Source organism: Amycolatopsis circi, from assembly GCF_003385235.1.
GTDB classification, from domain to species: domain Bacteria; phylum Actinomycetota; class Actinomycetes; order Mycobacteriales; family Pseudonocardiaceae; genus Amycolatopsis; species Amycolatopsis circi.
Map to the genome: position 1 here is coordinate 1 of NZ_PQIA01000019.1, position 19,293 is coordinate 19,293.

Below are 19,293 nucleotides of genomic sequence, written 5' to 3' on the forward strand. Positions count from 1 at the left end.
GGGTGGGTCCGTGAAGGGCTCCTTGAGGGAATCTGGGTCCGTGAAGGGGCCCCTCACGGACCGTCGTTGGTCGTGAGGGGAACCCTGAGGGACTCTGAGTCCGTGAAGGTTCCCCTCACGGACTCAGGCGGGGCAGGGAGTAGGGGACTAGCGTCACGGAGTGCGTCGCGCGGAGGGCTGAACCCGGTACGTCCAGACGGCATGGCCGGTGCGGCCTGCGTAGGGTGACCGCTCGTGAACGGCACTCTCCCTGCCACGCCGCCGGGTTCTGCGTCCACGTCATCTCGTTCGCGGCAGGTCACCGTGCTCCTTCCGGTGCTCGGGCTGATCGTCGTGGCGTTGTGCGGGCTTTTTCTCTTCGGGCTCGCTACCGCGCGCGTGGGGTGGCTGGCCGTCGCGATTGGCGTGGTTGCTGCGTTGCTGCCGGTCGTCGTGGTGGTCGCCGGGTTGCTCTGGGTGGATCGGTGGGAGCCTGAGCCGGCGAAGTTGCTCTTGATCGCTTTTGCTTGGGGCGCTTGCATTGCCACGGTTACCGCGCTGCTGATCAACACCGGGGCCGAGGCGTTCGGCGATCTGCTTCTCGGCGGCGGCAACGGCAGCAAGGTCAGTGCGCTCATCTCCGCGCCGCTGGTCGAGGAAGCCGCGAAGGGCGTCTTTGTCCTGTTGATCTTCTGGCGGCGCAACGAGGAATTCGACGGGATCGTCGACGGCGTCGTCTACGCGGGGTTCGCGGCCGCCGGGTTTGCCTTCACCGAGAATATCTATTACTTCGGCCGCGCCTTCGCTGACCATGGCTTCGGCAACGGCACCAGCTCCGGGGTGCTCGCCGCTTTCCTCGTGCGGGGCGTGCTTTCGCCGTTCACGCATCCGCTGTTCACCGCTATGACCGGCATCGGGTTCGGGATCGCCGCTCGCTATGCGCAGCGGTGGGTCCGGATTCTCGCGCCGCTGGCCGGATACCTCGCTGGCGTCTTCCTGCACGCGCTCTGGAACGCCGCGGCTACGCTGAATGGCGGAAAGTCCTTCCTCACCCTGTATTTCCTGGTGATTTTGCCGCTGCTGATCGCCGCGATCTACGTGATCGTGTTGCAGCGGCGGAGAGAACAGCGGATCGTCGCCGCGGCGTTGCCGAAGATGGCGGCTGCGCGGTGGATCGCGCCGTCGGAGATCGACTTGCTTGCCAGTCTCCCCGGGCGGCGCGAATGGCGTAAGCAGGCGCGGAAGCAATCCGGGCGGGCGGCGGCGCGGGCGGTGGGCCGGTATCAGACGAGCGTGACGGAACTCGCATTCCTGCGCCGTACTCGGCTGCGCACTGAGCAGGACCGGCAGCGGCAGGAAGAGTTGCTGCAGGCACTGCGAGACGCCCGCGCCGATGCCATGCGATTGGCGAACAGTCGCGACAGTCGGTGAACATTCCCCGTCCGGGGTAGCTCTACCGTGCCAAAAGTGGCGTTCCACCGGGGGATTCGGGCACACGGCGACCGCGAGAAGCTGACTGCCAATAAGGTACGGGCGCGATTGGCCGCCCCGGGTGAAGCTGGTCACCCGGGCACCTTGATCCGGCCGGGGCGGGGCTACTCTCGCGCCGTCGTCTGGTACCCGCGACGAAAGAGCGGGACTGGAACGAACATGAGGAGTTCGAGCCATGAGCGTCCACAGGCGCACGCCATGAACCGGCCGGCCCGCCTTGCCGTGGGCGTCGTTTCCGCCGGCCGAGTGGGCAGTGTCCTCGGTGCGGCACTGGCCAGGGCAGGCCACACCGTCGTCGCCGCGTCGGGGCTGTCCGCCGCTTCGCTGAACCGCGCGGAACGGCTGCTGCCCGACGTCCCGTTGCTGCCGCCCGACGAAGTCGTGCGGAGAGCCGATCTGGTCCTGCTCGCGTTGCCGGACGACGCGCTCGCGGGCACCGTCCGTGGTCTGGTCGCTACGAATTCGGTCCGTGCGGGCCAGATCGTGGTGCACACCTCGGGTGCGCACGGCATCGACGTGCTGGCCCCGGTAGCGGAAGCCGGTGCGCTGCCGCTGGCGTTGCATCCGGTGCTCACCTTCACCGGCCGCGAGGAAGATCTGGAACGCCTTGTCGCGGCAAGCATCGGCGTCACCGCGGCACCGGACGACGAAGCCGCGTGGAACGTCGGCGAGGCGCTCGCCGTCGAGATGGGCGCCGAGCCGGTGCGGGTTCCCGAATCCGCGCGGGCGCTGTATCACGCGGCGCTGGCGCACGGCGCGAATCACCTGATGACGCTGGTCGCCGACTGCACCGAAATCCTGCGCGACGCCGGAATCGGGCATCCGGAACGACTCGTCGCACCGCTGCTTTCGGCGGCATTGGACAATGTCCTTCGCCACGGGGACCGCGCCCTCACCGGACCGGTCCCGCGTGGTGATCTCGGCACCGTCCGCAAGCACCTCGACGTGCTCACGGACCGGGTGCCGCAGATCGCCCCGGCCTACCGGGCGCTGGCCCGGCGCACGGCCGAACGGTCCCGCGCCGCCGGCCTGCTCGATCCCGCGGCCGCGGGCGAACTGACCGATCTTCTCGCCGACCCCGCCGAAGGACAGACCCCGTGACGACACCGAAATTCCAGCGCGGAACGCTCAACACGTTCCAGCCGCCCGAGCACATCAGCAAGGTGAGCTGGAGCCTGCGCAGCGTCGGCCGGAAGGTCGCGCTCGTGCCCACCATGGGCGCGCTGCACGACGGCCACCGAGAACTGCTGCGCCGTGCGAAGCGGCTGCCGAACACCGTCGTCGCCGCGTCGATCTTCGTGAACCCGTTGCAGTTCGGCGAGGGCGAGGACTTCGAGGCGTACCCGCGTCAGCTCGAAGCCGACTTGGCGACCTTGTCCGAAGCGGGCGTCGAGCTGGCCTTCACGCCGAAGGCTTCGGACCTGTACGCGGACAACGCGGTGGTCACCTTGAACCCCGGCCCGCTCGGCGACGAGCTTGAGGGGGCCGTCCGGCCCGGGCATTTCGCCGGGGTGCTGACGGTCGTCGCGAAGCTGTTCAACCTGCTGCGCCCGGATTACGCGTTCTTCGGGGAGAAGGACTACCAGCAGCTGGTGCTGATCAAGCGGATGGTGGCGGACCTGAACATCGACACCCGCGTCATCGGGGTGCCGACGGTCCGGGAGCGGGACGGCCTCGCGCTGTCCTCGCGCAACGTCTACCTGACGCCGGAACAGAGGCAAGACGCCGTGGTGCTGTCGTCCGCGTTGTCGGCGGGAGCGCACGTCGGGCGGGACGGAGCGGACGCCGTGCTGGAAATGGCACGGAAGACGCTCGCGGCCCGTCCCCAGGTGGAAGTGGATTACCTGGAATTGAGGGGAACCGATCTGGGGCCGGCGCCCGTCGACGGAGAGGCGCGGTTGCTGGTCGCCGCCCGGGTGGGGAGTACCCGGCTGATCGACAACGCGGGAGTGCTGCTCGGAAAAGCCGTGGAACATCCGAGCGGGGATCCGGACGCAGGGGAATAGGGAGAGTCTGCGATGTATCGCACGATGCTGAAATCGAAGATCCACCGGGCCACGGTGACCCAGGCCGACCTGCACTACGTGGGTTCGGTGACGGTCGACGAGGACCTGATGGAGGCCGCCGATCTGATCGAGGGCGAGCAGGTGTCCATTGTGGATGTCACGAACGGCGCCCGGCTGGAAACCTACGTCATCACCGGCGAGCGCGGCAGCGGCGTGCTCGGCATCAACGGGGCCGCCGCGCATCTGGTGCACCCGGGCGACCTGGTCATCCTGATCGCCTACGGCCAGATGGACGACGCGGAAGCGCGCGCCTACCGGCCGCGAGTGATCTTTGTGGACGATTACAACCGGATCGTCGAGCGCGGGGACGACCCGGCGCACGCCCCGGACGGATCGGGTCTGCTGAGCGGCACGGTCACGCTGCCCGAAGAGGACACGATGACCTTCCCGGTGGCCGAAACCGCGGACGCGCGCCGTCTCGACGCGTTGCTGCACGCCGAAAACTGACCTGTACCGGCGGCGGTCGCGAGCCGCAGTAAGGAAGACCTCGTTGCTGCTCACTGTCGACGTCGGCAACACCAATATCGTGCTCGGCCTCTACCAAGGCGCCGAGCTGGTCGGTGACTGGCGGATGCGCACCGACGCGCGGATGACCGCGGACGAACTCGCGCTCACCGTGCGCGGGCTGCTCGGCCCGCACGCCGACGCGGTCACCGGAATCAGCGCACTGTCCACAGTGCCCGCGGTGCTGCGCGAATTGCGGGTGATGCTCGGCCGCTATTACGCGCGGGTGCCGAAGATCGTGGTCGAGCCCGGCGTGCGCACCGGGGTCGCGCTGCTGGTGGACAATCCGAAGGAAGTCGGCGCGGACCGGCTCGTGAACACCCTTGCCGCGCACCATTTGCACGCCACCGCGTGCGTGGTGGTCGATTTCGGCACCTCCACGAACGTCGACGCGATCTCGGCCAGGGGCGAATTCCTCGGCGGGGCGTTCGCCCCGGGCATCGAGATCTCGGTGGACGCGCTCGCCGCCCGCGCGGCCGCGCTGCGGAAGGTGGAACTCGTCCCGCCGCGGTCGGTGATCGGCAAGAACACCGTGGAATGCCTGCAGTCCGGCATTCTGTACGGCTTCGCCGGCCAGGTCGACGGGCTCGTCCGGCGGATCGTGCGCGAATTGCAAGCCGACAGCTCGGATCCGGTCACGGTGATCGCCACCGGCGGGCTCGCTCCGCTGGTGCTGGGCGAATCCGAGACGATCAAGGAGCACGTGCCGGACCTGACGCTGCTCGGCCTGCGGCTGGTGTACGAACGGAACGTGCGTTAGAACTGCTCGGCCAGGTAATCCTCGAAGGTGCGGGTGCCGGTGTCCGCGTCGAGGTTGAGGTTGCCGTCCGCGCGATAGACCTTTCCGGCCGCACCGGGAATCCGCATGGGCATTTTCCCTCGCCGCCGTCCGCGCACCTGCAAATACTTGTCGACCAGTTCGCCCATGCCATACACCTTGGGCCCGGCCAGATCCCGTACTCGCCCGGCCGGGTCGCCGACCTCCAGCCGCGCGATCCGCTCGGCCACTTCCCGGGCGTCGACGGGCTGGAAATTGATCGCGGGCACCGGCACGATCGGCAGTTTCGCCATTGCCTGCACGGCATTGAGGCAGAAGCCGTGGAACTGGGCCGCGCGCAGGATGGTCGACGGCACGTCCGCCGCGGCGACCAGCTTCTCGGCCTCGTGCTTGCGGCGGAAATAGCCCAGCGGCACCGCGTCGGCGGCGATCACCGAAATGAAAACCAGGTGGCCGACTCCGGCGCGTTCAGCGGCGCGGACGAGATTCGCCGTTGCTACGTCGTCGCCCTTCGGTCCGCCTGCCAGGTGGACGACCACGTCCGCACCGTCGACCGCGGGAGCGAGACCTTCGCCGGTCATCAGGTCGCAGGCGAACCGGTCGGGGCCGTTCGCGTTCCGGCTGAGAATGCGTACCTTCGCGTCGCCGAGAGCGGGAACGACCAGCTTGCCGAGGGTTCCGGTGCCGCCGGTGACCAAGATCGTCGTCATGACAATTCCTTCCGGGTAAAGTGCTGCGGGGTCGGGCACTGGGGGTGTCCTACTGGGATGAACCCGCCCGTGAAGGAGATGTGACAGGTGGACGACAGAGACCTGCTCGCCGCCCAATTCGAGGAACAGCGGCCGCGGCTTCGCGGCGTCGCTTACCGGATGCTCGGCTCGCTTGCCGAGGCCGACGACGCGGTGCAGGAAGCCTGGCTGCGCGCGGACGGCGCAGATGTTTCCGAGGTACAGAATCTGCCCGCCTGGCTCACCACAGTGGTCGCGCGGGTGTGCCTGAACCTGTTGCGCACGCGCGAACGCCGCCGCGAGGACTCGCTGGACGCGTTCCCGCTCGACCGCGGCGACGACGGCGCGGACCTCGCCGAAGAAGCCCAACTGGCCGATTCTGTCGGCCTGGCGATGCTGGTAGTACTCGACGTCCTCGGCCCGGCCGAACGGATCGCGTTCGTGCTGCACGACATGTTCGCCGTGCCCTTCGAGGACATCGCGCAGATCCTCGACCGCAACCCGGCGGCGGTCCGCCAATTGGCCAGCCGGGCTCGTCGCCGGGTGCGTGGCGGAGAAGCCGGGCCAGCCGACGCGAGCAAGCGGCGCGGGGTCGTCGAGGCGTACCTGGCCGCTGCTCGCGAGGGAGACTTCGCGGGACTGTTGAAAGTGCTCGACCCGGACGTCGTGCTGCACTCGGACACCGGCGCGGCGCCGGTGGTGCTACGCGGTGTCCGAGCGGTCAGCAAGGGCGCGCTGCTCGCTTCGGAAGTCGCGCGCAGCACGCAGGTCGCGTTGGTCGACGGCGGTCCCGGCCTGGTGCTCGCCCCGCGCGGCCGGCTCGCCGTGGTCCTCAAGTTCGTTTTCGACGGCGACCTGATTGCCGGGATCGACGTGATTTCCGGGCCGGAGCGGCTGCGCGGGCTGGAGATCGCCCTCGGGTGAAGATCAGTGGAACAGTTTCAACCCGACGACCCCGGCGACAATCAGCACGAGGCAGGTGATCCGGCCGACGGTGAGCGGATCGTTCATCGCGACGATCCCGTACCCAGCGGTCCCCACCGCGCCGATGCCGACCCACACCGCGTATCCGGTGCCGAGCGGAATTTCGCGCAAGGAATACGCGAGACCGGACATGCTGAGCAGCAGTGCGCCGCCGAACAGCACGCTCGGCCAGAGCCTGCTGAAGCCTTTCGAGGCGCCGAGCGCCGCGGCCCACACGGTTTCGAGAAATCCGGAAACGACAAGAACGAGCCAAGCCATGATCGAGAGCCTTTCGCAGTGACGGATACGTCCACTGCGCCGTCTTGTCGTCACCGGGTACGACGCGCTCGTCCGGGGCGGAAGCACCGCCGCTTCCGAAATTAGCACCAACCGGACGCGCCGAGGTGGTGATTTCGGTCGCCGCTCAGCTCCGGCGGGCCCGCAGAACCGTGGTGACCAGCGGGTAGTCGAATTCGCCTGTACCGGTCTCCGGAACAGATTCCAGGTACGCCCGGGCCCGCGCGAGTTGTTCATCGCGGTCCTGCGCGGACGCGACCAGCAGATGCGAATGCGTGGCCACGGTCGCCAGCAGCGATTCGATCGAGCGCCGGTGGGTGTGGGCGAACCGGTCCTGTTCGAACGGGCCGAAGCCGTCCGCGCGCAGCGTTCGCTCCTCATCGGAGAACCCGCGGCTGATGCCGGTGCGGACCAGCCGGGCGAATTCGAGCACCCACGGCACGGATTCGTCGTCGTGATTCCACAGCGCCACCACGGCTCCCCCAGGCCGCAGGATCCGGCGGATCTGCGCGAACGCCGGCTCCAAATCGAACCAGTGCAGGGCCTGTCCGACGAACACCGCGTCCGCCGATCCGTCCGGCAGCGGGATGTCCTCGGCCTTGCCGAGCAGCGCGGGAACGTCCGGCAGCCGCCGGGACAGTTCGGCGAGCATGCCCGGGTCGGGCTCCACCGCGGTCACCGAGCGGCCGAGATCGACCAGCCCCTCGGTGAGTTTTCCGGTGCCCGCCGCGAGGTCCAGCACGTCGCGTACCGGTCGGTTTGCTCCGGACATGCCCCATTCGAGTGCCGCCCGGGGATAGTCCGGCCGGTGCCGGGCATAGGCGCTCGCCTGGTCGCCGAACGAAGAAGCCCGCTGGGCCCGCAGTTCCGCATCAGTGCTGGGATCGCTCACGAGTAACCACCCTAATACCGTGAGTGCCCCGGAAGGGGAATCCGGTTGACGCGGTTCACCAGCGGCTTCGTACGCTGTGGCCATGACCGAATTCCCCGCGTCCGACGCACTGCCCGATGACGACCTGCCCGAACAGATGCGGGTGCGCCGGGACAAGCGCGACCGGATAATCGCGGAGGGCGCCGATCCTTACCCGGTAGAGGTTCCGCGCACGCACACTCTCGCGCAGATCCGTGCCGAACATTCCGGTCTCGAAGCCGACACCAGCACCGGTCAGTCGGTCGGCGTCACCGGTCGCGTCATGTTTCTCCGCAATACGGGCAAACTGTGTTTCGCCACTCTTCGTGAGGGCGACGGCACGGAACTGCAGGCGATGCTGAGTCTCGCGCAGGTCGGGCCCGAGTCTCTCGCCTCGTGGAAGTCCGATGTCGATCTCGGCGACCACGTATTCGTGCACGGCGAGGTGATCACCTCGAAGCGCGGCGAGCTTTCCGTGCTGGCCGACAGCTGGCAGATCGCGGCGAAGTCGCTGCGACCGCTGCCGGTGGCGTTCAAGGAGCTGTCCGAGGAAACGCGAATCCGGCAGCGTTATGTCGATCTGATTATGCGGCCGAAGGCGCGCGACGTGGTGCGCACGCGCTCCGGCGTGATGCGTTCGCTGCGCGAGTCGTTCCACCGCCGGGGATTCACCGAGGTCGAGACCCCGATGCTGCAGACGTTGCACGGCGGAGCGACGGCCCGGCCGTTCGTCACGCATTCCAATGCCTTCGACCTCGAGCTGTTCCTGCGCATCGCGCCGGAGCTGTACCTCAAGCGCTGCGTGGTCGGCGGGATCGAGAAGGTTTTCGAGATCAACCGGAACTTCCGCAACGAGGGCAGCGACTCCTCGCACTCGCCGGAGTTCGCGATGCTCGAGTACTACGAGGCCTACGCCACTTACGACACGAATGCCGTGATGACCCGCGAACTCATCCAGGAGGCCGCGGAGAACGTGCTCGGCACCCAGGTCGTCACTCTCGCCGACGGAACCGAGTACGACCTTTCCGGCGAATGGACGACACTCGGCATGTACGAGTCGCTCTCGGAAGCGCTCGGCGAGGAAGTGACGCCGGATACTCCCGCCGAAGCACTGCACAAGATCGCCGCGGCGCGCGAGATCGAGGTGGATCCCAAGCTAGCGCACGGCAAACTCGTCGAAGAACTGTGGGAACATCTCGTCGGCGACGGACTGCAAGCGCCTACATTTGTCCGGGATTTCCCGCTCGAGACCTCTCCTCTCACGCGGCAGCACCGCAGCCGCGCGGGCGTGGCCGAGAAGTGGGACCTGTACGTGCGCGGTTTCGAACTCGCGACCGGATACTCCGAGCTGGTGGATCCGGTGGTGGAACGGCAGCGGCTCACCGAACAGGCGCGGCTCGGCGCCGCCGGGGATAGCGAGGCGATGCGTCTCGACGAGGATTTCCTGCGCGCGCTCGAGTACGGAATGCCGCCGAGCGGCGGGGTCGGAATGGGGATCGACCGGCTGCTCATGGCACTGACCGGGCTCGGTATCCGCGAGACGATCCTCTTCCCGCTCGTGCGACCTGAATAGGACGCCGTTCGCCGCACCGGTCGAGATTTCCTCAATGCGGATTTGCCTACGGCCGGGCAAGCGGGTATTAATATGGGTGTCAAAGACTTCTGTAGCTCGGGGCTTGCCCCGAAACCAGATCATGTAGCCAGATCATTCGGGTAAGCCCCGCAGGAGGAATCAGATGGCACAGAAGGTGCTTGTCTCTCTGGTCGACGACCTCGACGGCAGTGAGGCGGAAGAGACCGTCGAGTTCGGTTTGGACGGTGTGAGCTACCAGATCGACCTGTCGAACGAAAACGCCGAGGAGCTGCGGGACGCGCTGGCGCAGTACGTCGAGCACGCCCGTCGTGCGGGCGGCCGCAAGCGCGCGCCGCTGCGTCCGGTCGCCGGCGGCAAGTCCCCGGCCCGCCCGGCCGCGGTCGACCGCGAGCAGAACCAGGCGATTCGCGCGTGGGCCCGCAAGAACGGTTTCCAGGTTTCCGACCGCGGGCGCATCCCGTCGGAGGTCGTCGAGGCTTACCACAAGAAGAACTGACCGGGCATTTCCGGAACTCGCGGATGCGGTCCTCCGGTTAGCGAACCGGGAGAACGCACCGCGGCGGAGACGGGGGTGTCTTCGCACTCCGCACGCCAAACGGCCGTCGGGAACATTCCCGGCGGCCGTTTGGCGTTCCGTATTAGTTTCCCGGCTATGCGCCGTCCGGCGTGCCCGAGATCAGCCGGCGGGCCGAACGGGCGTACTCCGCGGGAGGCGCTCCGGTCACCGCGCGGAAATCGCGGACGAAGTGAGGTTGGTCGCTATAGCCCAGCCGAGTCGCCAGATCCGCGTAATCCGGAGCGGCCGGTGCGGCGAGCAACCGGGCGGCTTCGTTGAGGCGGTAAATCCGGATCGCCCACTTCGGCGTTGTTCCGACGTGCTCGGCGAACAACCGCTGCACTGCCCGGATCGACAGTCCGAGTGCCGCCGCCAGTTCCGCGACCTTGGTGATCTCGGGATCCGCCGCGATTGTTTCCACCGCCTCGGCGGCCGTCCGGGCGGCCGGGAGAATGGGACGACGGTGTGCGATCAGCAAGTTGTCGATTGCAGTGATCATTTCCTCGTCCGTCCGCGCATTGCGGACGGATTTTTCCGCGACCGCGGCGGCGGGTCCGAAGATCGTGGTCACGTCCTCCGCGCGATCGGCGAGGGTGCGCACCGGGGCGTCGAGGAACGGGCGGAAACATCCGGGCCGGATCCTGGCCCCGATCCCGTGCACGCGTCCGCTGAGCCGATGCGTGAAAAGCCGGTGCGCCGGACCGTAAACGCCGCACGCGCCGGGGAAGAACGTCACGTGCACCGACAGATTCGGCAGCACGTGCTGTTCGTGGGATTCGGTCAGGTCCCAGCGCAGTATCCAGTGGTGTTCCACGAAATCGCGCAGTTCCGGGGCGGGCGGATGCCGGGCGAGAGTGAACTTGGTGCGAGCCGTCCGCTCGTTCAGGATGCCGCTCGGGATCCGCCGCATGGCTGAAAACAGTAGTGCGTCGCGTAATTTCAAGACGGGTCCCGCGCCGCGTGGTTGGCTGGGCCGCATGTCGAATCACTCCGGACTGCTCGCCCCGGCCGCCGCCGAACTGCGGCGCGTCGCGGCTGCCGCCCCGTCGCTGACCGCGCCCACCGCCTGCGCGGACTACGACGTTCGCGGCCTTCTCAACCACCTTTTCTACTGGGGCCCTTGGCTCGCCGCCGCCATCCGGCACGAGTCCTACGAACCGCCCGCGCCGAGCGAAGCCGAGGCCTCGCTCGTCGGCGACGACTGGCCGAAGACTCTGGAAGCACTGACCGACGACGTCGTCGCCGCGCTCGCTCCGCCGGAAGCGTGGACCGGCACCATCACCTTCGGCGGGTCCGAACTGCCCGCCGCGGCCGTCGGAGACATGGTGCTCGGCGAATTCGTCGTGCACGCCTGGGATCTCACGCGGGCGAGCGGCACCGAGCTGAACTGCTCGGACGAAGCCGCCGAAGTGGTTCTCGCGTTCGCGGCCGGAATGGGCGAGGAGGCCCGCGCCGGCGGAGTCTTCGGCCCGGAAGTCGCGGTGCCGGAAACCGCGCCGGTGCTGCACCGGGCGCTGGGCGCGACAGGCCGGGACCCGTACGCCTGATATTTCACTCGATGGAGATCAACGACGGCAGATTCGCGGACAGCTTTCGCATTCCGCCTCCCCGGGCAGGAGATAGGAGAAGCAGCAGCTCTCCCGGCGGCGCTCCCAAGCCCGGTGTCCGTCGTCGTCGATCGCCACGCGCAAGGTGGACGCCGAGGTCAACGGGCGGTACTGCGCGTCGAGCACCAGCGCGGCGTCCGCGACGCCAGCGCCTTCGGCCTCGGCTGTCCCGCCTTGTTTGCCAACCCGCCACAGCGCGCCGTCCAGTGCGTCTGTGGCGGCCGCCCAGAGCATGCGGCGGCCGAGCCGGGTGCCGGGGGCGTAGGCGCGGACGAAGCGGGCAGCGTGGCCGATGAACTGCGCACGCAGCACTGCGGCCAGCGCGCGTTCGTCGCGCACGACGGTGGCCTCCGGGCGGACGCTGCCCGGGTCGGTGGGCAGGCAGTAGAAGGCGTCGCTGAGCACAGCCATGCCCTCTGGATGCGGCCGGTCGGGGCCGAGGCCGAACGCGAGCCGCTCCGGCTTCAGGGACGGCACGCGGCGCTCGTGGTGCAGCAGCAACGCGCCTACGTACGCGGGGACGTAGAGGTACCAGGACATGACGTAGCTGGCCGCTGTCCGCGCCGGTGCCGCGCCGTGCTGGTCAAGGAGCCAGTCGGTCAGCCGGGACCGCCACTCGCCGAACAGCGCGGGCTGTTCCAGGAGGTCAGCGCAGCGGAACCAGTCCGCCGGGACGTCGCGGCGCAGTTCGTACCGTGCGCTGGCGCGCAGCAGGGAGGACGCGAGCCCGTCGCCGATCTCGCGGGCACCGTCGCGCGAGCGCTGCGGGTTCACCGGTCCACCCCCGTCCTGGGCACGGCTAGCATTAGGTGTGCCTAACCTTACATGTGGAGCGGGATTGCGCCAATCGGGTGGCCAAGGGGGGAGACCACCCGGTCGCGCGGGGTGTTCGCGCTGAGCGGACAGGGGTGCCCGGGCGGAATCCTAATCCGGTCCCGTACGTTCGACAGGGAGTAAAGGTGCAGCGCAACCGGATGAGCAGCGGTGACCGACCGGGTCGCCGTCCGGGTGCGAACGGGCCGCCGGAAGCCGTAGTGGTACGCAAGCGCGACCGCTTGGCTACTAGAGTGGTCTCACGGTGCTGTCCGCCGTGGACGCGATCCACGGAGGTTACGGGCCGCCGACGCAGCAGTCGAGGGAGTGCGCATGTTTGAGAGGTTCACCGACCGCGCGAGGCGGGTGGTCGTCCTGGCCCAAGAAGAGGCCCGGATGCTCAACCACAACTACATCGGCACCGAGCACATCCTCCTGGGTCTGATCCACGAGGGTGAGGGTGTCGCCGCCAAGGCGCTGGAGTCGCTGGGCATCGCCCTCGAGGGCGTGCGCCAGCAGGTCGAGGAGATCATCGGCCAGGGCCAGCAGGCGCCGAGCGGGCACATCCCGTTCACGCCGCGGGCGAAGAAGGTGCTGGAGCTGTCGCTGCGCGAGGCGCTGCAGCTCGGCCACAACTACATCGGCACGGAGCACATCCTGCTCGGCCTGATCCGCGAGGGCGAGGGCGTCGCCGCCCAGGTGCTCGTGAAGCTGGGCGCGGACCTCAACCGGGTCCGCCAGCAGGTGCTGCAGCTCCTGTCGGGCTACCAGACCGGCGAGAAGTCCACCGAGAGCGGTTCCGGCCGCGGCGAGGGCACGCCGTCCTCCTCGCTGGTGCTCGACCAGTTCGGCCGCAACATGACCGTGCTCGCCCGCGAGGGCAAGCTCGACCCGGTCATCGGGCGCGGCAAGGAGATCGAGCGGGTCATGCAGGTGCTGTCCCGCCGGACCAAGAACAACCCGGTGCTCATCGGCGAGCCGGGCGTCGGCAAGACCGCCGTCGTCGAGGGCCTGGCGCAGAGCATCGTCAAGGGCGAGGTGCCCGAGACGCTCAAGGACAAGCAGCTCTACACCCTCGACCTGGGCTCGCTGGTCGCCGGTTCGCGGTACCGCGGCGACTTCGAAGAGCGCCTGAAGAAGGTGCTCAAGGAGATCAAGACCCGCGGCGACATCATCCTGTTCATCGACGAGCTGCACACGCTCGTCGGCGCGGGCGCGGCCGAGGGCGCGATCGACGCGGCGTCGATCCTGAAGCCGATGCTGGCCCGCGGCGAGCTGCAGACGATCGGCGCGACCACGCTCGAGGAGTACCGCAAGTACATCGAGAAGGACGCCGCGCTGGAGCGCCGTTTCCAGCCGATCCAGGTGGGCGAGCCGTCGCTCGAGCACACGATCGAGATCCTCAAGGGCCTGCGCGACCGGTACGAGGCGCACCACCGCGTCTCGATCACCGACTCGGCGCTGGTCGCGGCCGCGACGCTGGCCGACCGCTACATCAACGACCGGTTCCTGCCGGACAAGGCGATCGACCTGATCGACGAGGCCGGGGCCCGGATGCGCATCCGCCGGATGACCGCGCCGCCGGACCTGCGCGAGTTCGACGAGAAGATCGCCGACGTGCGCCGGGACAAGGAGTCCGCGATCGACGCGCAGGACTTCGAGCGGGCCGCGCGCCTTCGCGACGAGGAGAAGCAGCTCCTCGGCCAGAAGGGCGAGCGGGAGAAGCAGTGGAAGGACGGCGACCTCGACGTCGTCGCCGAGGTGGACGACGAGCAGATCGCGGAGGTGCTGGCCAACTGGACCGGCATCCCGGTGTTCAAGCTCACCGAGGAGGAGACCACCCGGCTGCTGCGCATGGAGGACGAGCTCCACAAGCGCATCATCGGCCAGGAGGACGCGGTCAAGGCCGTCTCGCAGGCGATCCGCCGTACGCGTGCGGGTCTGAAGGACCCGAAGCGTCCGTCCGGTTCGTTCATCTTCGCCGGTCCGTCCGGTGTCGGTAAGACGGAGCTGTCGAAGGCGCTGGCGGCGTTCCTGTTCGGCGAGGACGACGCGCTCATCCAGATCGACATGGGCGAGTTCCACGACCGCTACACCGCCTCGCGGCTCTTCGGTGCCCCTCCGGGCTACGTCGGCTACGAAGAGGGCGGGCAGCTGACCGAGAAGGTGCGGCGCAAGCCGTTCTCGGTGGTGCTGTTCGACGAGATCGAGAAGGCGCACCAGGAGATCTACAACACCCTCCTGCAGGTGCTCGAAGACGGTCGCCTCACCGACGGCCAGGGCCGCACGGTCGACTTCAAGAACACCGTGCTGATCTTCACCTCGAACCTGGGCACCTCGGACATCTCCAAGTCCGTGAGCCTCGGCTTCTCCTCCGGAGCGGATTCGAGCAACCGCTACGAGAAGATGAAGCAGAAGGTCAACGAGGAAATGAAGAAGCATTTCCGCCCGGAGTTCCTGAACCGGATCGACGACATCATCGTCTTCCACCAGCTCAACCAGGAACAGATCATCCAGATGGTGGATCTGATGATCGGCCGGGTCGAGACGCAGCTCAAGGCCAAGGACATGGAGCTCGAGCTGACCGAGAAGGCGAAGGCGCTGCTGGCCAAGCGCGGCTTCGACCCGGTGCTCGGCGCCCGGCCGCTGCGCCGCACGATCCAGCGCGAGATCGAGGACCAGCTGTCGGAGAAGATCCTCTTCGGCGAGGTCGAGGCCGGACAGATCATCCTGGTCGACGTCGACGGCTGGAGCGGCAACCCGGAAGACCGCGACGACGAGGCGCACTTCACCTTCCGCGGGGAGAAGCGCCCGGCCTCGGTCCCCGACGCTCCGCCGGTGACCATCGGCGCCGCGGAAAACGGCGAGTCCGAGAACGAGTGAAGTAACTGAAGAAAAAGGGCGGCTCCCGGTTCGGGAGCCGCCCTTTTCTCTATTGTCGGGTTATGGGGTCTTCTCGAATCTCGCGGCACGCCGCGGCGAGCACCGCGCTTTCCCTGCTGAGCGACCGTCAGCTCACCGAACGGCTCGAGTCCGCTGAGGTGTTGTCCGAGGGAATCGGCGGCAGCGGTGCCCGGCTGGACGTCGGCGGGGTGCCGGTGTTCGCGAAGCGGGTGCCGCTCACCTCGTTGGAGCGGCAGCATCCGCATTCCACCGCCAATCTGTATGGCCTGCCTGGCTTTTGCCATTACGGTCTGGGCTCGCCGGAGGGTTCGGCTTGGCGGGAGCTGGCGTTGCACGTCATGGCCAACGGCTGGGTCCTCAGTGGACAGTGCGAGAACTTCCCTTTGCTGCACCACTGGCGAGTACTGCCGGTCCTCTCGGGTCGAGTGCCGGATCGTTCGCTGGAAGAGGACGTCGAGTACTGGGGCGGTTCTCTTGCGGTCCGGCGGCGGCTCATGGAACTGCAGGAGGCTTCGTCGAGCGTTGTGCTGTTCTGCGAGTATTTTCCGACTAACTTGCACCGTTGGCTGCCGGGGCATTTGGATCAGGCTGAACGTGTTGCGTCGCAGGTCGGCGAGACGCTCTCGTTTCTTCGTGCGCAGGGTGTCCTGCACTTCGACAACCACTTCGAGAACTTCCTGACCGACGGGGATCGGTTCGTGCTGACTGATTTCGGCCTGTCGTTCGCGCGCCGGTTCGATCTGACCGAGGAGGAGTTGGCGTTCGCTGAGCTGAATACTGAGCATGACCGGGCTTATGGGTCGATGTATTTGGTGAACTGGCTGGTGACCGAGGTGCACGGAACGTGGGATCGCGAGAGCCGCCTGGCCGCCGTGCGCAAGGCGGCGGCTGGGGAGCTTGAGCTGCCTTCGCCGATCGCCGATGTGGTGGCTAGGCATGCGGCGGTGGCGGTGGAGATGAACGACTTCTATACGCGGCTTCAAGCGGATCGGGAGACGCGTTTTCCGGCGGAGCTTTTCGCGGGGTAGGCCTGCGGCTACTGGTCGAGTGCGATCTCGCGGCAGCGCTCAGTGATTCGCTCAGCGAAGGCGGGACAGCCGGATTTCACCAGTGCGCCAGCGAAGTCCGGGTGCGCGCCACCTCGTCCGGAGAAGTACAGGATTTGCCTGCGCAGTGTTGCGCGGACCAGCCTCGGCGACGAATCGTCAATGAGGAGGAAGAATTCGTCCGGGGTGTAGATCTCGTAATCGAGTGTGTCTCGCACTGCCGTCGGCAGGTTGGTGAACCCGTGGTCAAGACTGACGACGCAACCCATCGATCCGGGGATCGCGGCCGCGTGGATGCGCCGGTCGAACGGGTCAGTCAGCATGACGGCGTCCTGTCCGGACGGATAGTCGTCGATGCGGCCGTCCATCGTCCCGGCGATCGCGTCGCGGATTTTGGTGATCTCGGTTCCGGTGAGACCGGGATTGCGTCGGCGAATGCTCTGGATGGTCTCGGCAAGAATGTCTTCGGTGTAGCAGACGTGAAACATGCTTGCGTTTCCCGTGTCCTTCAGCAGAAGCAGCCAGTCTCGGAGCGTTCTGGCGTGCAGGACATTGGCATCGGGAAGCACGCGAGTGGGCATCGCACCACGATGCGAGGACGAGAGTTCGGCGGTGCGGCCCCTCCTGATCGATTCTGACTATTCGACGCCGAGCTGGTCTTCGATCGCGAGCAATTCATTCAAGGCGTCCCGTTGTTTGCGCAGTCGTTCCCGGCGAAAGGCGAGGACGTCGTCGCGGCGGAGTTTCGTGTGGCTGCCGGTCCGGGTGCTCGGCAGGTCGCCGGCGCGGACGTGTTTCATCAGCGTGGTCCTGGAGATCCCGAGCAACTCCGCGGCCACCGTGGTGGTGATGATCTCCGGCATCGCACCGACGGTCACTGTTCCGCCGTCGGCGACGATGGCGATGATCTGGCGCAGCAGTTCGCGGATCTCGCCGCCCAGTTCAACGCCGTCGAGCGTGACCTGGCCGCCTGCTTCGGCGATCAGCTCCGCGGCGGCGTGGGCCTCTTGCTGTGCGCGCGGGGTCGCGAACAGCGACTCTCGCGCGGTGGTGGTCGGCGTCATGGTCTCTCCGCTTCCCGGCTGTTGACGTACTCAAGTGTGCCTCAGTGTCGCTTGCTATGGCAAGTTGGTTTCAGTTATATCTGCCACCTGGGCTCGTGAGACGATGCGGTGGGGTTTTGGGGAGGGGAACTGCGTGGACGTCCTGTCGATCGACTTCGGTACTTCCAGCACGGTTGGCGTCTTGGCTGCCTTCGGGCGCGGACCGCGGGCGATCGAGGTCGACGGGTCGGTCACCATGTCTTCCGCGGTTTACGCGGAGGAGGACGGGCGGCTCGTCGTCGGGCAGGACGCGGAGCGGCGGGCTCGGCTGGATCCCAGCCGGTTCGAGCCGAATCCCAAGCGGCGCATCGACGACGGCGAGCTTCTGCTCGGCGATCGGGCGGTGCCGGTCGTCGACGCCTTCGCCGCCGTGTTGCGGCGGATGGGCGAGGAGGCCGAGCGGCAGCTTTCCGGGGTTCCGGACGAGGTGCGGTTGTCCCATCCGGCCGGGTGGGGCGCGCAGCGGCAGCAACTTCTTCGCGCGGCGGCGGGGAAGGCCGGGTTTGGGCAGGTGCGGTTGGTGCCGGAGCCGGTCGCGGCGGCGGCGCATTACGCGACCCTGCGCGAAAACGGAGCGCCTGGCGGGCCGATCGCGGTGTACGACCTCGGGGCGGGCACGTTCGACTGCGCGGTCGTCGGGGCGGGCACCGCGGTTCTGGCGGAGGACGGGTTGCCGGATCTCGGCAGCCTGGACATCGACCAAGCCTTGCTGGTCCATATTGGACGTTCGGTTTCGCATGCGGATCCGGCCCAGTGGCAACGGCTTCTCCGGCCGCAGACGACCAGCGATCGACGGTTGCGGCGGGTGTTGCTCCAGGACGTCCGCGACGCCAAGGAGAGTCTTTCCCGGCACGTGCACACCGAGGTACCGATGCCGGATCCCTTCGGCGACGTTCTCGTCACCCGCGCCGAGTTGGAAGCGTTGGTGCGGCCGAATCTGTTGCGCAGCGCTGAAATGCTCGCGGCGACGATCGCGCGCGCCGGGCTTTCGCCGGATCGGCTCGGTGGCGTGTACCTGGTCGGTGGACCCAGCCGGATGCCGTTGCTGGCCTCGTTGGTCGGGTCGACGCTCGGGGTGGTGCCGACTACCGAGGACCAGCCGGAGACGGCGGTCGCGTTCGGGTTGCATCACGTGCCGGTGGACGAGCGTCCGGCGGCACCGATTCCAGCTGCACCAATGCAGGCAGCACCAACGCAGGCAGGGCCAATGCAGGCACCGCCATCCTGGCCGCCCGTCCAGCAGCAGCCCGGTCCAGTTCGGCAAGCCGGTCCGATTCAGCAGCCGGTCCTGAACCAGCGGCCGCCCATGCCGCCCCCGCCCGGATGGCAGCAGCCGCGAAAGAAGTCCCGCAAACCTCTCGTATTCGGCGCGATCGCCCTGACCGTGCTCGTCGTCGCCGGAATCGTGACCGCCGTTCTCGCCACCAGCCGCGACGACAAGCCCTTGCCCTCCGCGGCGGCGAATCAGCCCGCCAGTCCGTCCAGTTCAGCAGCCCCGGCTGCCGCCTGCGTCGGCTATCAAGCAGCAGCCCCGGCCGAGAACGGAATAACCCGGTGCATGCTCCGCCTCGCCGGTTCGACCATTCAAACCCGCGCCACCTGCTCGGACGACCCGGAACTGGCGAAAGCCCTAGGCGCACTCCGCACCGCACTGTGCCGCTTCCCGGACCAGACCACGGTCGCGTTCCACGAAGGACTCACCCTCGCCCAGGTCGAGCCGGGTGCGCGCAAGGACATGACCGGCCGCGTCGAGACCGACACCTGGCGCACCCGCACCGGGCTGAGCGGCCGTTACGTCGCGGGCGTCGGACCGAAGCTGGGTCTGCTGATCTACCAGGCCGACGGCATCCCCGTGGTCGGCACGGTGATGGACACCAGCCCGTCGCACACGAGCCGGAGGCCGCAGGATTTGGTGCAGTTCTTCCAGCAGACCGTCCAGCCTGGCGAATAAAGC

The 19,293-nt window shown here is 67.8% G+C and carries 19 protein-coding genes and 1 riboswitch; of the genes, 12 read left to right on the forward strand and 7 right to left on the reverse strand.

The genetic code is table 11. The annotated features are described in order from the left end of the window. Nucleotides 1–303: 303 nt before the first annotated feature. The 5 genes from D0D37_RS10035 (at nt 304) to D0D37_RS10055 (ending at nt 4,800) form a co-directional block, all read left to right on the forward strand. Entirely contained in the window at nt 304–1,410 is a 1,107-nt protein-coding gene (locus D0D37_RS10035) for a PrsW family intramembrane metalloprotease (RefSeq protein ID WP_116200232.1), read from the forward strand. 219 nt (nt 1,411–1,629) lie between these two features. Then, entirely contained in the window at nt 1,630–2,571 is a 942-nt protein-coding gene (locus tag D0D37_RS10040; RefSeq protein ID WP_425266917.1) for a Rossmann-like and DUF2520 domain-containing protein, read from the forward strand. Continuing rightward, nucleotides 2,568–3,476 carry a pantoate--beta-alanine ligase gene (panC, locus tag D0D37_RS10045; RefSeq protein WP_116200234.1) on the forward strand — a complete coding sequence of 303 codons (909 nt, stop codon included), beginning with the start codon at nt 2,568–2,570 and terminating at the stop codon, nt 3,474–3,476. The genes D0D37_RS10040 and panC overlap by 4 nt, the downstream gene beginning before the upstream one ends. Nucleotides 3,477–3,488: 12 nt before the next feature. Further along, nucleotides 3,489–3,983 (forward strand): aspartate 1-decarboxylase, encoded by a 495-nt coding sequence (gene panD / locus D0D37_RS10050; RefSeq protein ID WP_116200235.1) that lies wholly within the window; start codon nt 3,489–3,491, stop codon nt 3,981–3,983. A gap of 43 nt (nt 3,984–4,026) precedes the next feature. Next, nucleotides 4,027–4,800 (forward strand): type III pantothenate kinase, encoded by a 774-nt coding sequence (locus D0D37_RS10055; protein WP_116200236.1) that lies wholly within the window; start codon nt 4,027–4,029, stop codon nt 4,798–4,800. Here the strand turns inward: D0D37_RS10055 and D0D37_RS10060 are convergent. Beyond that, nucleotides 4,797–5,528 carry an SDR family oxidoreductase gene (locus D0D37_RS10060; protein WP_116200237.1) on the reverse strand — a complete coding sequence of 244 codons (732 nt, stop codon included), beginning with the start codon at nt 5,526–5,528 and terminating at the stop codon, nt 4,797–4,799. The genes D0D37_RS10055 and D0D37_RS10060 overlap by 4 nt on opposite strands. Nucleotides 5,529–5,615: 87 nt before the next feature. Here D0D37_RS10060 and D0D37_RS10065 point away from each other — a divergent pair, with 87 nt between their 5' ends. Continuing rightward, the gene (locus D0D37_RS10065; protein ID WP_116200238.1) at nt 5,616–6,470 is read left to right on the forward strand and encodes a sigma-70 family RNA polymerase sigma factor; all 855 of its coding nucleotides are present in this window, start codon (nt 5,616–5,618) and stop codon (nt 6,468–6,470) included. A gap of 3 nt (nt 6,471–6,473) precedes the next feature. On the opposite strand, the gene D0D37_RS10070 is transcribed toward D0D37_RS10065, so the two are convergent. After that, complete coding sequence (locus D0D37_RS10070; RefSeq protein ID WP_116200239.1) at nt 6,474–6,788, reverse strand: DMT family transporter; 315 nt, start codon at nt 6,786–6,788, stop codon at nt 6,474–6,476. 33 nt (nt 6,789–6,821) lie between these two features. Continuing rightward, a riboswitch (guanidine-III (ykkC-III) riboswitch) is annotated at nt 6,822–6,884 on the reverse strand. A gap of 49 nt (nt 6,885–6,933) precedes the next feature. Then, nucleotides 6,934–7,698 (reverse strand): class I SAM-dependent methyltransferase, encoded by a 765-nt coding sequence (locus tag D0D37_RS10075; protein ID WP_167493515.1) that lies wholly within the window; start codon nt 7,696–7,698, stop codon nt 6,934–6,936. An 82-nt stretch (nt 7,699–7,780) separates the two neighbouring features. Here D0D37_RS10075 and lysS point away from each other — a divergent pair, with 82 nt between their 5' ends. Both lysS and D0D37_RS10085 read left to right on the forward strand, forming a co-directional pair. Further along, the gene (gene lysS, locus D0D37_RS10080; protein ID WP_116200240.1) at nt 7,781–9,289 is read left to right on the forward strand and encodes a lysine--tRNA ligase; all 1,509 of its coding nucleotides are present in this window, start codon (nt 7,781–7,783) and stop codon (nt 9,287–9,289) included. 163 nt (nt 9,290–9,452) lie between these two features. Then, on the forward strand, nt 9,453–9,806 hold the full coding sequence (locus D0D37_RS10085; RefSeq protein ID WP_116200241.1) for a histone-like nucleoid-structuring protein Lsr2: 354 nt from the start codon (nt 9,453–9,455) through the stop codon (nt 9,804–9,806). A gap of 154 nt (nt 9,807–9,960) precedes the next feature. Here D0D37_RS10085 and D0D37_RS10090 read toward each other — a convergent pair whose 3' ends face one another. Continuing rightward, nucleotides 9,961–10,776, reverse strand: coding sequence for a helix-turn-helix domain-containing protein (locus D0D37_RS10090; RefSeq protein WP_208719888.1), 816 nt, complete (start codon nt 10,774–10,776; stop codon nt 9,961–9,963). Between the two features lie 67 nt (nt 10,777–10,843). Between D0D37_RS10090 and D0D37_RS10095 the strand changes: the two genes are divergently transcribed. Then, nucleotides 10,844–11,413 carry a TIGR03086 family metal-binding protein gene (locus D0D37_RS10095; RefSeq protein WP_116200243.1) on the forward strand — a complete coding sequence of 190 codons (570 nt, stop codon included), beginning with the start codon at nt 10,844–10,846 and terminating at the stop codon, nt 11,411–11,413. 18 nt (nt 11,414–11,431) lie between these two features. On the opposite strand, the gene D0D37_RS10100 is transcribed toward D0D37_RS10095, so the two are convergent. Continuing rightward, entirely contained in the window at nt 11,432–12,247 is an 816-nt protein-coding gene (locus D0D37_RS10100) for a (2Fe-2S)-binding protein (protein ID WP_116200244.1), read from the reverse strand. A gap of 372 nt (nt 12,248–12,619) precedes the next feature. Between D0D37_RS10100 and D0D37_RS10105 the strand changes: the two genes are divergently transcribed. Further along, nucleotides 12,620–15,169, forward strand: a complete 2,550-nt coding sequence (locus tag D0D37_RS10105) for an ATP-dependent Clp protease ATP-binding subunit (protein WP_116200245.1) — start codon at nt 12,620–12,622, stop codon at nt 15,167–15,169. A 62-nt stretch (nt 15,170–15,231) separates the two neighbouring features. Next, nucleotides 15,232–16,218, forward strand: a complete 987-nt coding sequence (locus D0D37_RS10110; protein WP_116200246.1) for a protein kinase family protein — start codon at nt 15,232–15,234, stop codon at nt 16,216–16,218. Between the two features lie 8 nt (nt 16,219–16,226). On the opposite strand, the gene D0D37_RS10115 is transcribed toward D0D37_RS10110, so the two are convergent. Continuing rightward, nucleotides 16,227–16,817 (reverse strand): PIN domain-containing protein, encoded by a 591-nt coding sequence (locus D0D37_RS10115; protein WP_162834145.1) that lies wholly within the window; start codon nt 16,815–16,817, stop codon nt 16,227–16,229. Nucleotides 16,818–16,874: 57 nt separating this feature from the next. Beyond that, nucleotides 16,875–17,300 (reverse strand): helix-turn-helix domain-containing protein, encoded by a 426-nt coding sequence (locus D0D37_RS10120; RefSeq protein WP_116200248.1) that lies wholly within the window; start codon nt 17,298–17,300, stop codon nt 16,875–16,877. 133 nt (nt 17,301–17,433) lie between these two features. On the opposite strand from D0D37_RS10120, the gene D0D37_RS10125 reads away from it, so the two are divergent. Then, entirely contained in the window at nt 17,434–19,290 is a 1,857-nt protein-coding gene (locus D0D37_RS10125) for an Hsp70 family protein (RefSeq protein WP_116200249.1), read from the forward strand. The last annotated feature ends 3 nt before the right edge of the window (nt 19,291–19,293 follow it).

Excerpts from the sequence above, each read along its gene's own strand:
- D0D37_RS10040 (WP_425266917.1), top strand. The coding sequence starts at position 1,630 with ATGAGGAGTTCGAGCCATGAGCGTCCACAGGCGCACGCCATGAACCGG.
- panD (WP_116200235.1), top strand. The coding sequence starts at position 3,489 with ATGTATCGCACGATGCTGAAATCGAAGATCCACCGGGCCACGGTGACC.
- D0D37_RS10060 (WP_116200237.1), bottom strand. The coding sequence starts at position 5,528 with ATGACGACGATCTTGGTCACCGGCGGCACCGGAACCCTCGGCAAGCTG.
- D0D37_RS10070 (WP_116200239.1), bottom strand. The coding sequence starts at position 6,788 with ATGGCTTGGCTCGTTCTTGTCGTTTCCGGATTTCTCGAAACCGTGTGG.
- lysS (WP_116200240.1), top strand. The coding sequence starts at position 7,781 with ATGACCGAATTCCCCGCGTCCGACGCACTGCCCGATGACGACCTGCCC.
- D0D37_RS10085 (WP_116200241.1), top strand. The coding sequence starts at position 9,453 with ATGGCACAGAAGGTGCTTGTCTCTCTGGTCGACGACCTCGACGGCAGT.
- D0D37_RS10090 (WP_208719888.1), bottom strand. The coding sequence starts at position 10,776 with ATGCGGCGGATCCCGAGCGGCATCCTGAACGAGCGGACGGCTCGCACC.
- D0D37_RS10095 (WP_116200243.1), top strand. The coding sequence starts at position 10,844 with ATGTCGAATCACTCCGGACTGCTCGCCCCGGCCGCCGCCGAACTGCGG.
- D0D37_RS10105 (WP_116200245.1), top strand. The coding sequence starts at position 12,620 with ATGTTTGAGAGGTTCACCGACCGCGCGAGGCGGGTGGTCGTCCTGGCC.
- D0D37_RS10110 (WP_116200246.1), top strand. The coding sequence starts at position 15,232 with ATGGGGTCTTCTCGAATCTCGCGGCACGCCGCGGCGAGCACCGCGCTT.
- D0D37_RS10115 (WP_162834145.1), bottom strand. The coding sequence starts at position 16,817 with ATGCCCACTCGCGTGCTTCCCGATGCCAATGTCCTGCACGCCAGAACG.
- D0D37_RS10120 (WP_116200248.1), bottom strand. The coding sequence starts at position 17,300 with ATGACGCCGACCACCACCGCGCGAGAGTCGCTGTTCGCGACCCCGCGC.